Consider the following 13,100-nt stretch of genomic DNA (forward strand, 5'->3'; position numbering starts at 1 on the left):
GTTTAATCTGCCGGACGCGGCTGAAGTGGTGGATTGACTTCAGGTGGGATCGGGCAAGTGTAGGGTGTCTTTGCCGTGCGGGCCTTGTGATCAGCTTTGGCGTCGCTCAGGATTTTCTCGTTCTGAAGAACATCTAGCGCCGTGCCCGCCATCACCTTGGCGGCATAGACCATGCCCTTATGCGCGGCCGGCATTTTGCCTTGAGCGGTGATCTGCCACGAATGACCGGGCGAACCGATCGCATGCGTTGCCACGCGCGCCTGAACGGTTGGCACGACCCAGCTCACATCACCCAGATCAGTGGAACCGATCATCGGCACACCTTTCTGCTCGCGCGGCAAGACGTAGTCGCAAAGCGGTTCATTTTCCGCCAGCGGTTGGCCAACGCGTAGATAATCAGTTTCTATGTCTTCCTTCGACAAGGTTGCCTGAATCTTGGCGGCAAACGCACGGTCCGCATCATCGAACGGCACACCACCCAGGCGCTCCATGTTCGAATGCATCGCGATTTCGAGCGGCGTGTTGCCCAGGAGGTTCGAGACAGCGCTCATGATGGAAATGTCGACGGTCGTCTCCGTCATCATCGCAGCGCCTTGGGCAACCTTCTTCACCCGTTCATTGAGGGCGAACATGCCCGGCAAGTCGGTAGCACGAATGGCATAGCGCACCTTGGCCTTGGCCTGCACGACATTTGGCGCGACGCCGCCCGCATTGAGATAGGCATAGTGAAGACGGCAATCAGAAGGGATGTGTTCTCGCAGATAATTGCAGCCGACACTCATCAACTCCACCGCATCCAGAGCCGAACGCCCCAGATGCGGTGCCGCGGCGGCGTGGGAGGCTCGTCCGGTGAATTCGAAATCCATGCGCGTATTGGCGAGCGACTGTGCGTCATCCACCTGTGTGAACGAAGCCGGATGCCAGCAGATGGCGATGTCGACATCGTCGAAAGCGCCAGCGCGCGCCATGAACGACTTGGCCGCGCCGCCTTCTTCTGCTGGGCAACCGTAATAGCGTACACGGCCTTTCTTGCCGGTCTGTTCCAGCCAGTCCTTGACCGCCGTCGCGGCCAGAATGGCAGCGGAACCCAGAAGGTTGTGGCCGCAGCCATGGCCGTGTCCCGTACCGGGGATCGGACGCGGTTCCGCAATACCGGCTTCCTGGCTGAGGCCCGGAAGAGCATCGTATTCGCCCAAGATTGCGATGACTGGTCCGCCCTCACCGGCCTCGCCCATCACGGCGGTGGGAATGCCAGCCACGTTCTCGGCAATACGGAACCCCTGTTCCTTCAGCATTTCAGTATGCTCGGCACAGGACCGATATTCGGTATAAGCAATCTCCGGCATGCCCCAGACTCGATCACTCAAGGCTTCAAAATCAGCCTTCTTCGCGTCCACAAGATCCCAGATCTCTTCACCATTCTTCACGGCGTATTCTCCCCACAATACTTCTAAAGATTCTCGTCGATGAAACGGGCAAGCGCGCCAAAAACACGACGGCGATTTTCAATGCGTGCAAAGCCATGGCCTTCATGCGGAACGCGCAGATATTCGACAGGTTTGCCGAGACCGCGGAGGCACGAATAGACCATTTCGCTCTCGCATGGCGTGACGCGCGGGTCCTCCAGGCCGTGCGCGATCATCAATGGCGCGGCGATGTTGCCGATCCGATTGATGGGTGAGAACCGCTCCAGTTGATCCCGCATGGTTTCGGCATCGCCATATTCGATTGCACGCAATTCCTTGCGCCAAGGTCCCGTGGTCTGCAGCAGGGTGAGGAAATTCGCGATCCCGTAATATTCGACGCCCAGCTTCCACAAATCTGGATATTCCGTCATGGCTGATAGGACCATGAACCCGCCATAGGAACGGCCGAACACACCGATGCGGCTCTCGTCCACATCATCGCGTGCCCCGACCTCCATGCGCACCGCCTTGAGATCGGCTACGCTGTCCATACGCAGCTCACGGTCATCGAGGTGCTGATAGGCGCGGCCATAGCCAGTGCTGCCGCGAATATTGGGCGCGATGACCATTATGCCCCGCGCCAGCATATACTGAATGTCAGCCCGGAAGTCCGGCTTCCACTGTGCTTCGGGGCCACCATGTACGATGACCATCACCGGATAACCATCAGGGCCGGCTGCACGTTCCGGCTTGTAGACGAAATAGGGGATTTCCAGACCATCAAAACTTGCGACGCTCGTTACCGTGGGTTCCACAAAGGCTGGCAGTTTCACCTTAGCCTTCGGCACGTCCGTCAGACGCGTGAAAACACCGCTTTCAACATCGCAGCGCCAGATATCGCCCGACATCGTGGCGCCTTCCACTGGCATGATCAGCGACGTGCCGTCAGGCGTCCAGGCCATCGAAGCGACGACCGCTGCAACCGGCATCTCTAGCTGTTTCCGTACGACTCCGTCACGGCCGATCAGAACCACATCGTTCCAGCCCTGACGGTTCACGACGAGTGCTATCGCGTTCTGGTCAGGTGAGATTGCGAGCGCTTCGACATCTCGCCCTTCGAAAGCGGCAAGTTCTGTCAGCGTTGCCACACCGTGCGGCTTGACCATAACCGAGAGATACTCACGTTCCTGATCGGCAATCAAGAGAATGCCGGAACCGTCCTTGAAGAATTTCGGAGCCTGATAGCGCGCCCGGCCCTCATGTGGCAGGATGTTCTCATAAGCGCCTGTTTCGAGATCGAGACGGCAAAAATCCTGATCCGTCATGGCACGCTGGCAATCATTGACCAGAAGCGACTTGCCATCGGGCGCAAAGGCGGCGGGCGTGCGCCAGCCGGCACCTTTGTAGACACATTTGGTCTCGCCCGTGGCAACGGTCATCACATAAATGTCCATATGCGAACGGTCGCGATAATTGGCGCCATAGGCGATCTGCGTTCCATCCGGCGACCAACAGCCCCAGGCGTGCACCACCGTCGTATCAGTGGTGAGGAGACGCGGTTCTCCTTCGGCGTTTTCGATCAGCCACAGCTGGTGACGCTCATCACCACCCCAGTCGGTGGTTATGAGCAGATCACGGCTCTTCGGATTGAATGCAAGATTGCCGACCGGTTCTGGTAGGTTGGTAATCTGGCGTGGCCTGCCGCCCGCGAGCGGGCGCGCCCAGACCTGCGCCGTGCCGCTTTCATCGCTAAGATAAACCAGAAGCTCACCATCCGGCGAGACGGCTGGCTTTACTGCCTTGCAGATATCGATGTAGTGCGTCATCGAAAGCGATGTCTCGGCGGTTCTTGTATCGAACATCGAACTGTCCTCAATTCCAGGCATTGCAGTGTGGGCTTAGGTCAATTGTCTCGCCAGCCGGGCTGATGCGGCTGACAGTGCATCTGCCATCGGGCCGATTGTCGACTGATGATTAGCAAGCGTGACGATGGTGAAATTCGCCTCTGGCCAAGCTTCCTTGAGTTTCCACGCCGTCATCATCGGAGTGACAGTATCGTAGCGCGCCTGCACAATTTCAGCGGGAAGGTGTCGGATACGATCGATGTTATCGAGGAGATAATTGTCTGGAAGAAAAGCCCGGTTGACGCAATAATGGGTAAAAATGCGTGATACAGACAAAGCCGCTTCCGGCTTCAAAAGTTTGGAAACATGGTCCGTGTTCGGTTCGAAAGTTTGTGTACGTGCCGAAAATCCTCGCAGGCTCCGGGCGGCCTCCTGTTCTTGTAGCGGATTTCCAGAGGTTAGCCGCTTATAATAAGCGGTAAGTAGATCGCTGCGTTCGCTTGCCGGCACGAATTCGGCAAATTTCTGCCAGTGGTCTGGAAAAATAGCCCGACAGCCATAGAACCACCAATCGACATCTTCCTGCCCGCCGAGAAATATGCCGTGCAGCCGAAAGCCGAGGCAACGCTGCGGGTACGCCAGGCCATAAGCAAGCGCAAGACAGGATCCCCACGAGCCCCCCGCCACGAGCCAGCGCTCGACATCAAGCTTTTCACGCAGGGTTTCCATATCCATGATCAGATGCTGTGTGGTGTTTTCAGCAATTTCAGCGGCAGGGGTGGAACGACCCGCACCACGCTGATCAAAGGTGATGACGCGATAGGTATCAAGATCAAAACTGGCTACCTGCTTGGCTGACACGCCTGCACCAGGACCGCCGTGCAGAAAGACCGCTGGGATGCCTTTCGGATTACCATATTCCAAAACGGAAAGCGCATGCAGATCGCTGACCGGCAAGCGGAACTGCTGCGTCGGTTGCGCAGCACTTACCGCATCACTGGCGCCGCTTTGAGGTGCCATATCATTGAATAGCTGCGCCTTTTCGTCAGAAGGGTAATTCCTCCCCTCCGGAACGCACTTGGCTTCCGTCATTTATTTCCCCATTTTTTGCGCATGTTTGAAAGACGCGCCAGTCATAGTTGCCCGAAGCTAATCTCTCGCTTTTTCGAAAGCTTAAAGAAAAGCTGAGGAGCATCCTCCCTTGACTGTCAATTTTGTTGTTTGAAATTTATAGGCAGCAAATTGAGGCTTTGGCCAATGCAATTTTAGACTTGCCATTCCAATTTGGAATAGGTTGCCATGCGCTGTCATATCGTTGATAGGCTTATCCCACCGGAGATCGAATAATACTGATCCGTTAATGTGTCGAAGCAAACGTTGCCAGCATCTTCAGAAAGGGATTTAAGGCGTATGGAATAGTCCCTTACGATATGAACAACCGTTTCAAGACAACAGAACTTGCAAAACCCCAGCAAGCTCTGCGATCTCAGCGAGTTATTCAATCCAGGCCATAAATGCCGGTATGAATCTCACCATCTGTACCGCACCATGCGCGATACATGCCCGGACTGTTGAACGGCAAACTGAGATTGCCTTTACGGTCTACCGCAACCAGACCACCAGAGCCCCCGATTTCGCCAAGTTCACGGACAACGGTGCCAGCCGCTTCATCGAGTGATTGCCCTGCCCAGCGCATCCGTGCATCAATTTCATGGCCCACCGCCCAGCGGATGAAATATTCTCCGTGACCCGTGGCGGAAAGCGCAACCGTCTGGTCGTCCGCCCAGGTTCCCGCGCCGATGACCGGGCTGTCGCCAACGCGTCCCGGCGTCTTCCCAGTCATACCGCCCGTGGAGGTAGCTGCGGCCAGATGTCCGAAGCCATCCAGTGCTACAGCGCCTACCGTGCCGTGCTTGCGGGCTGGATCGCCATCGTCGGCTGCGCCGCTGCGACGACGTTCCATTTCGTCATGCAATGCCTTGCGGCGTTGTTCTGTCGAAAACCATTCGGGAGCCATCATTTCCAGGCCAGTTGCTTCGCAAAAACGCTTTGCTCCTTCACCTGCCAAAAATACGTGTTCGGTCTTTTCCATGACCGCACGTGCCGCAAGAACAGGATTGCGCGGGCCGCAAATTCCAGAAATTGCCCCACAAGCGCGCGTAGCGCCATCCATGATGGCTGCATCCATCTCATGCGTTTCGTCCGCCGTGAAAACAGCTCCGCGACCAGCGTTGAAGAGCGGATTCTCTTCCAGAGCAATCACCGAGGCCGTCACAGCGTCGAGAGCTTTGCCGCCCTTACGTAAGACGTCCAGTCCCGCCTGCAGGCATTCACGCAATCCGGCATGATAGGCCGCTTCCTTCTCTGGCGTCATATTGGCCTTGAGAATGGTTCCAGCGCCGCCATGCAACGCAATTACGGGGACGAATTTGGACATCTTATCTCACTGTTAAAGAGGGTGACTAAGTCGGAGACAGGTTGCAGAGCCTAACGATCTATCGAAAAGTATCCGCCCGTTTCGACTGGTTCGTTTCGCTTTGGGTGTTTTCAAGTTCCTTCGGAAGAGGCAAGCTCGAGCAGCGCAGATGCATCTCACGAACGAACAATTTTCTGCGCTTCTCGTCGTTCTCTTTTATGGCTGCCGCAATGCCGAGCCCGTAGGGACCGATAAGCAGGCCTGGAGTCAAATCGGAAGCCTTCGTTTCTCTCGCCTCATAGTTCACAGCCTCAGCACGAATTTCTTCGCACTGCGGCGACTGCCATTTGGGGTCCTGAGATGAGAGGGTGGCTGCATAATTCTGCGGCGATGTCGTGCACCCCGCCGCTGCCAGTGAAAGCAGGCAAACGACCCCTATCCCTGAATGTTTGATTACCATTCGATCCATTTCCGTGCGCGATGAGTTTCAACGACGATGCGAGCGCTCTAATCCGAAACTTGGCCATTTCCTGCGAGTATTGCATCCGCAGCCAACCCGCCTGCCATGCGATAATCGTCCGACCACTCTTCATCATCAAACACGCAGAGCGCAATCGTCGCGCATCGCTGCCTTTCCCGGAGGATGGCAAGCGCGATTGCGTCAACAGGTGCTATTCTTTCGTTGGCCTCTGAGACTTCGAGCCACAAATTTCTGGCCGCATCTACAATGTCACGGGGAAATTCCATGCCCTCTGCCTTTTAACGTGGTCCAATGCGGAGCAATTTCGGCTCTTCGAATCACAAGCTCGTACTTGCCGTTTCTATATCGTTTCACAGTTCAACGTGTCAGACACTTCTCAACAACGCCGCATTGAATGAACAAAAAGCACCATTCGGCGGATACAGCTCCATCCAAGTGCCGGCTGCAATACCCCGGCTACTTACCGGTACCGTCAGAAAGCCTGTTTGCCCTATAGGTCAGGCTTCCCAGTTCAGCAGCCTCTACATCAATCCGGATATTTCTGATTTCGATGGAATTTTGGTCAGCCGGGAAATCCAACATCTGCCCCGTATCCGGGGTTTGCAGATCATTGGCGGTGTAACCGCGGATTTCGAAATGCATCCTGCCATCGACAACGCCCCGATAAACGATATCAAAAATAGTGCCGGACTCGTTGGGATCATATGCGTCAGGATTCGGTATCTCCAACCCTTTTGCATAATCGCGCGGAGGGACGATGGGATCGCCGCTCAGAACAAATTGCGTCTGACCAAAGGTGTCGGTTGCCGGTGCGGGATGGTGCGATGTCTCTTCAGTGGCCACTGAGACCTCTGCACCTGCGGCTTGTTGCGCATGCAATTCGGGCGGAAAATTCAGGATACAGCCAGCGACCAAGTATATTGCAAGCCATCGGCTTATCTTTGAACGTTTAACCATCGGCTGTTCTTTTTCCTGAATCGCAAGTTACCCCGCTGTTTTGACCTAAACGCGACATGCAGGCAATCCCGCATGTCAACTGCTGTTCGCGCTGAAGGCATGGTCGTAACCGTCACGATTTTATGACTGCAATCCTAAGCACCTTAGGTTAGGGTCAGCCCGGGAAGATCACCGCCCGAAACCTCAATAGAGAGGCATGGCATGACCGTTGAAGCCAGATCTGTTCGCATCATTCGGACAGTTGTTGAAACGCTGCGCCCACAGTTCAATGTGGAGTTATGGGACGGCACGCGCATAGGCGCATTCGACGGTCCGTCACTGGTGATCAACGATCCGACGATCGTTCGGCAGCTCCTTCTCAAACCGAATTACGATTCACTGATCGAGATATGGACCTCAGGTCGGGTCGATATCAGCAATGGTACAATCTTCGATCTCGCCAAAGCCAAAACCGACGGGAGCGTAAAGAACAGGCTGAAGGAGTTGCCAAAATGGCAGCTACTGAAGGATCTCCCGGCTCTTCTTTTTGCTGGTAAACCCAATAGACGCGATGTTCTTGACGGCAAGGAGCCTTTCGTCAGCGGATCGAACAAAGAGGCGATCACGCATCACTATGACGTCTCCAACGAGTTTTACCGTTTATTCCTCGATGAGCGAATGGTTTACACATGCGGCTACTTCACGGACTGGGCCAATGATATCGACCAGGCACAGAAGGACAAGCTGGAGCTCATCTGCCGAAAACTGCGATTGAAACCGGGGGACCGGCTTCTTGATATCGGGTGCGGTTGGGGCGCTCTCCTGATTTATGCTGTGCAGAATTTTGGTGTCATCGGCACCGGCGTTTCGTTATCGGAAGCCCAAACGGCGCTGGCGCGAGAAAGGATCAAGCTGGCAGGACTTGAAGACAGGATTACCATCCACGTCAAATCCTATGCAGAGCTTGACGGTCAGTTCGACAAGATTTCATCTGTGGGAATGTTCGAACATGTGGGAATCGCCAATTACGACAGCTATTTCAGCGCCGTCCATCGACTTCTGCGCCCCGGCGGGCTTTACATGCATCACGCAATCACCCGGCGCATGAAAAAGGACAAGAAATCCTTCAAACGTAAAAGTGCAGAGCATAAGGCTCTGGTGAAGTATATTTTCCCTGGCGGGGAACTCGATCATCTTGGCATGACAGTAGAAAACCTCGAAGGATACGGGTTTGAAGTCCACGACGTCGAAAATCTTCGCGAACACTATGGCATGACGTGTCGGTTATGGTGCGAGCGCCTCTATAGCCATTTCGATAAGGCCGTCGCTGAAATAGGTTACCCGAAAGCGCGTCTCTGGCTGCTCTATCTCGCGGGATGTTCGCTGGCATTTGAGCGAGGCACCGTCCAAATCAACCAGACACTGGCCTCGAAGCGCAAACGCGGTATTTCCGCTGTGCCTCAAACAAGAGCGGATATTTATGCCGGGTTCGAGAAATCGGACAGCTGAGGGGCTGCGAATACCCCTCACTATCCTTCGCGAAGGCTCTATTCCTTTTTGTAAAGTGTACGCGACCGTTCAAGATGTCGAAGCATGGCAGCTTCAGCGCGGTCTGCATCCTTGACGGACAGACAATCCAATATCTCCTCGTGTTCCACGAGCGTATATTTCTCTTTGCCGGTCCAGATAAGCATATGAGTGTGATACTCCTTCAGCCAGGCAAGCATGGCTTCGCTCACGGCCACCAGAATGGGATTGCCGGAAATCCTGGCTATCCGGACATGAAATTCCATATCGGCTGCGATAAAGGCGTCTGCATCACCGAGCGATTCCCGCTGCCGTTCGATGATCTGTCGCAGTTCAGCGACATCAGTTTCGGTAATTTTGTGCGCGGTCTCGCGAACAATGCCGCGCTCGAAGAAAATGCGCGCGCTTTTCAAATCTTCCAGCGTGTCCATTGACTGCGCAAGCATGATCTTTGCGGTTGGGTCTACCTGCTGGAAAATCGATCTTGCAGTCAGCTTCAACACCTTGGCACGCTCGCCGTGTGAAATGCTCACCAGTCCCATTTTGGCGAGCGACTGCATTGCCTCGCGAATTGCAGGGCGACCGACACCGAAACGTTCCATCAGCACGCGTTCCGACGGCATCTCGTCTCCCGGCTCCAGCTCGCCGGAAGTAATCATGTTTTCGAGCCGATCAAAAACTTCGTCGGACAATTTGCGACGAACAATAGGTTCGAATGGCTGGTTCATTACATCTCACCCCTCAGGCGCTTTTCCTTCTTATGCATCTTCGACTGTCCGGAGAAAAGCTGTTTGCCCACAGCAGCCCGAGCGCCGCACAATTTTTCACTTGCGCACAATGGAATACTCATTATACCAGTTGACCTGTAAAAGCCAGCGAAGTATCGCGGGCAACGAACCAATCGCCTGTTCCGGTAGTAGCCATGTACATCCGCCTGACCTATCGTATTGAGACCACCGGCAGCATCGAACAGATGGCCGCGAAGATTGCGAGCGATCAGTCGACCGGCACGTTTGTCGCCGTTCCGGGTGAAACGGAAGAACTCAAGGCGCGCGTCGCGGCGCGCGTGCTGGAGATTCGTCCGCTGGAAGACGCAACGTGCCCCGCATGGCCAGAACTTGAACCCGGGCATGGTCCAATCAAGCGCGCCGATGTCGATATTGCCTTTCCGCTTGATGCCATCGGCACCGATCTTGCCGCACTCATGACGATAGCCGTTGGCGGCGTTTATTCGATCAAAGGCATGACCGGCATCCGAGTCGTGGACATGAAGTTGCCCGAAGCTTTCCGCACAGCACATCCCGGCCCTCAATTCGGTATCGCTGGAAGCCGCCGCCTTACCGGCGTTGAGGAACGTCCGATCATCGGCACCATCGTCAAGCCGGCACTTGGCCTGCGTCCGCACGAAACCGCAGAACTGGTCGGCGAGTTAATCCAGTCTGGTGTCGATTTCATCAAGGACGACGAGAAGCTGATGAGCCCGGCCTATTCGCCGCTCAAAGAGCGAATCGCCGCGATCATGCCGCATATTCTCGATCACGAGCAGAAAACCGGCAAGAAGGTCATGTATGCCTTCGGCATCTCTCATGCCGATCCTGACGAAATGATGCGCAACCATGACATGGTGCTGAAAGCAGGCGGCAATTGCGCGGTAGTCAATATAAATTCCGTCGGCTTTGGTGGCATGAGCTTTCTACGCAAGCGTTCGGGTCTCGTGCTTCATGCCCATCGCAACGGCTGGGACGTCCTGACCCGCAATCCCGGTGCAGGTATGGATTTCCGCGTTTATCAGCAGTTCTGGCGCCTGCTCGGCGTCGATCAGTTCCAGATCAACGGCATCCGCGTGAAATATTGGGAGCCGGACGAAAGCTTCGTCAATTCGTTCAAGGCCGTCAGCACACCGCTGTTTGAGCCATCCGATTGTCCGCTTCCAGTGGCGGGGTCCGGCCAATGGGGCGGACAGGCGCCGGAAACTTACGAGCGCACGGGCCGCACCACGGACCTGCTTTATCTGTGCGGCGGCGGCATTGTCAGCCATCCGGGCGGCCCGGCAGCTGGGGTTCGTGCCGTGCAACAGGCTTGGGAAGCGGCTGTCGCGGGCATCCCGCTCGAAAAATATGCAGCAGATCACCCAGAACTTGCAGCCTCGCTCGCAAAATTCGGGAAAGGCGGCGAGTAATGTCAGAGGTTTCCAACAGATTGCTGCTCTCCTATTACGGTGACGATCTCACCGGCTCGACCGATGTCATGGAGGCACTCGCTTCTCACGGCGTCGATACCGTTCTGTTCATGAATGTTCCGGATGAAGAGCTGCTTGCCCGTTTCTCTCATTGCAAGGCTATCGGCCTCGCGGGTACCAGCCGCAGCCAAACGCCGGAATGGATGGAGAAACACCTCACGCCTGCATTCAACTGGTTGAAAAGCCTCAATGCAGCGATTGCACATTACAAGGTCTGCTCGACCTTCGATTCCGCACCCCATGTCGGCAATATCGGCAAGGCCGTGGAAATCGCCAAAGCGATCTTCGATCAGGCCTATGTGCCCTTGATTGTCGGCGCACCACAGCTCAAGCGTTACACCGCTTTCGGCAATCTGTTCGCCGCCTATCAGAGCGAGGTCTATCGCATCGACCGCCACCCGGTCATGAGCCGCCATCCGGTCACGCCGATGCATGAGGCGGATCTGCGGTTGCATTTGGCTCAACAGACAACGCTTAAAACCGCACTCGCAGACCTTGCAACCCTTGGCTCGCAGGACGTCGATGATCGCGTCAGCACTATCGCCAACAATGTTGACGGCATGTTGCTGTTCGACGTCGATAGTCATGAAAGTCAGCTGCAAGCAGGAGAACAGCTCTGGCGCTTGCGTGCCCGCGAAGGCTGGTTCGTCGCTGGCTCGTCGGGCGTTGAATACGCGCTTCTGGCCGCATGGACCAAAGCGGGACTGATTGGATCAAAAAGAGAGTTTCCGCTCCCCGGCAAGGCAGACCGCATTGCGGTCGTTTCAGGAAGCGTATCGCCCACGACGGAACGCCAGATCCGTCATGCGACAGCATCAGGCTTTACCGGCATTGATCTCAATCCCCTCGAACTTGTCGGCGAAAACAGCAATCAGGTAATCGAAACGGCTATTGCTGAAGGCGAGAAGGCGCTCAAGCAGGGCAACAGCGTAATCCTTAACACCGCACTTGGTCCTTCTGCTGATCGCGGCACTGAGATCGACAGGATCGTAGGTAGCCGTCACAAACTGGCGCGTAGCCTCGGATTCATACTCCGCAGCCTTGTCGAGCGCGAAAGGCTTACCCGCGCAGTCATTGCAGGCGGGGACACTTCCAGCCACGCATTGCGCGAATTGCATGTTGATGCGCTCACCACGCTTTTGCCGCTCCCACAAACTCCCGGCTCGCCGCTTTGCACTGCACACGGCACTCACGCTGCAACCAATGGCCTGCAGATTGCTCTCAAGGGCGGTCAGGTCGGCACTGACAATTACTTCAGCCAGATTCGCGACGGAACGCGCGTCTAATCTGGAATACTCATTGACTGGTTATACCAGTTGCGATACCAAAACATGGGAAGGAAATTTCAATCATGACAGCTATCGCTTTGTTCGGAGCGGGCGGCAAGATGGGTTACCGTCTGGCCAAGAACCTCAAGGGTTCGCGCTTCGAGGTACGCCATATCGAAGTCAGCGACGCAGGCAAGGCCCGCCTCAAGAACGATCTTGGCATCGACACCGTTGACGCCGATGCAGGTCTCGAAGGCGCTGAAGTGGTCATCCTGGCCGTGCCGGATACCATCATCGGCAAGGTTGCCGCAGGCATCGTCGACAAGCTCAAGCCCGGCACGATGGTGATTGCGCTCGATGCAGCCGCACCCTTTGCCGGTCATCTGCCAGAACGTGCAGACCTCACCTATTTCGTGACCCATCCGTGCCATCCGCCGATCTTCAACGACGAAACGGACATGCAGGCGAAGAAGGATCACTTCGGCGGTCTGTTTGCAAAGCAGCACATCGTTTCGGCTCTCATGCAGGGGCCGGAAGAAGCCTACGCGCTCGGTGAAGAAATCGCCAAGGTCATCTGGGCGCCTGTCATGCGCTCGCACCGCGTGACTGTCGAGCAGCTTGCAATCCTCGAGCCGGGCCTTTCGGAAACCGTTTGCGCATCGCTTCTTGTCGTCATGAAACAGGCCATGGACGAAAGCGTTCGTCGCGGCGTTCCAGAAGAAGCAGCGCGCGATTTCCTTCTCGGCCACATGAATGTTCTCGGCGCCGTCATCTTTGGCGAAGTCCAGGGCGTATTCTCCGATGCCTGCAACAAGGCAATCGAATTCGGCATTCCGGCGCTGATGCGCGACGACTGGAAGAACGTTTTCGAACCGGAAGAAATCGCAGAAAGCATCCGTCGCATTACGTGACGTCACTTGGGAGGGCGGCGCACGCTCTCCCCTTTTCCGCCCTTTTGGGAAATGGGGCTTATTGGGAGGTCT

General features: G+C 55.7%; 12 protein-coding genes. 4 read left to right on the top strand and 8 right to left on the bottom strand.

The annotated features are described in order from the left end of the window. Positions 1-2: 2 nt before the first annotated feature. From ACS5UA_RS18235 to ACS5UA_RS18265, 7 genes are all read right to left on the bottom strand, one after another. Positions 3-1,427, bottom strand: a complete 1,425-nt coding sequence (locus ACS5UA_RS18235) for a M20 family metallopeptidase (protein WP_443101574.1) — start codon at positions 1,425-1,427, stop codon at positions 3-5. A 23-nt stretch (positions 1,428-1,450) separates the two neighbouring features. Continuing rightward, a complete protein-coding gene (locus tag ACS5UA_RS18240; protein ID WP_443101575.1) occupies positions 1,451-3,268 on the bottom strand; it encodes a prolyl oligopeptidase family serine peptidase in 1,818 nt (605 codons plus the stop codon). A gap of 36 nt (positions 3,269-3,304) precedes the next feature. Then, the gene (gene pip, locus ACS5UA_RS18245; protein ID WP_443101576.1) at positions 3,305-4,342 is read right to left on the bottom strand and encodes a prolyl aminopeptidase; all 1,038 of its coding nucleotides are present in this window, start codon (positions 4,340-4,342) and stop codon (positions 3,305-3,307) included. A gap of 406 nt (positions 4,343-4,748) precedes the next feature. Beyond that, positions 4,749-5,687, bottom strand: coding sequence for an isoaspartyl peptidase/L-asparaginase family protein (locus ACS5UA_RS18250; protein WP_443101577.1), 939 nt, complete (start codon positions 5,685-5,687; stop codon positions 4,749-4,751). A gap of 58 nt (positions 5,688-5,745) precedes the next feature. Continuing rightward, entirely contained in the window at positions 5,746-6,126 is a 381-nt protein-coding gene (locus tag ACS5UA_RS18255) for a hypothetical protein (RefSeq protein ID WP_443101578.1), read from the bottom strand. Positions 6,127-6,173: 47 nt separating this feature from the next. Beyond that, positions 6,174-6,413 carry a hypothetical protein gene (locus ACS5UA_RS18260; protein WP_443101579.1) on the bottom strand — a complete coding sequence of 80 codons (240 nt, stop codon included), beginning with the start codon at positions 6,411-6,413 and terminating at the stop codon, positions 6,174-6,176. Between the two features lie 190 nt (positions 6,414-6,603). Then, the gene (locus ACS5UA_RS18265; protein ID WP_443101580.1) at positions 6,604-7,104 is read right to left on the bottom strand and encodes a hypothetical protein; all 501 of its coding nucleotides are present in this window, start codon (positions 7,102-7,104) and stop codon (positions 6,604-6,606) included. Between the two features lie 201 nt (positions 7,105-7,305). Between ACS5UA_RS18265 and ACS5UA_RS18270 the strand changes: the two genes are divergently transcribed. Next, on the top strand, positions 7,306-8,592 hold the full coding sequence (locus tag ACS5UA_RS18270; RefSeq protein WP_443101581.1) for a class I SAM-dependent methyltransferase: 1,287 nt from the start codon (positions 7,306-7,308) through the stop codon (positions 8,590-8,592). 38 nt (positions 8,593-8,630) lie between these two features. Here the strand turns inward: ACS5UA_RS18270 and ACS5UA_RS18275 are convergent, their stop codons facing one another. Continuing rightward, positions 8,631-9,338 (bottom strand): transcriptional regulator NanR, encoded by a 708-nt coding sequence (locus tag ACS5UA_RS18275; protein WP_443101582.1) that lies wholly within the window; start codon positions 9,336-9,338, stop codon positions 8,631-8,633. A 194-nt stretch (positions 9,339-9,532) separates the two neighbouring features. Here ACS5UA_RS18275 and oiaX point away from each other — a divergent pair, with 194 nt between their 5' ends. From oiaX to ACS5UA_RS18290, 3 genes are all read left to right on the top strand, one after another. Continuing rightward, complete coding sequence (oiaX, locus tag ACS5UA_RS18280) at positions 9,533-10,789, top strand: 3-oxo-isoapionate-4-phosphate decarboxylase OiaX (protein ID WP_443101583.1); 1,257 nt, start codon at positions 9,533-9,535, stop codon at positions 10,787-10,789. Beyond that, a complete protein-coding gene (locus tag ACS5UA_RS18285; RefSeq protein ID WP_443101584.1) occupies positions 10,789-12,135 on the top strand; it encodes a four-carbon acid sugar kinase family protein in 1,347 nt (448 codons plus the stop codon). Before oiaX ends, ACS5UA_RS18285 begins: the two co-directional genes overlap by 1 nt. 65 nt (positions 12,136-12,200) lie before the next feature. Then, positions 12,201-13,028, top strand: a complete 828-nt coding sequence (locus ACS5UA_RS18290) for a phosphogluconate dehydrogenase C-terminal domain-containing protein (RefSeq protein WP_113475447.1) — start codon at positions 12,201-12,203, stop codon at positions 13,026-13,028. Positions 13,029-13,100 lie beyond the last annotated feature (72 nt).

The organism is Brucella sp. RRSP16 (assembly GCF_052246815.1).
Taxonomy (GTDB): domain Bacteria; phylum Pseudomonadota; class Alphaproteobacteria; order Rhizobiales; family Rhizobiaceae; genus Brucella; species Brucella intermedia.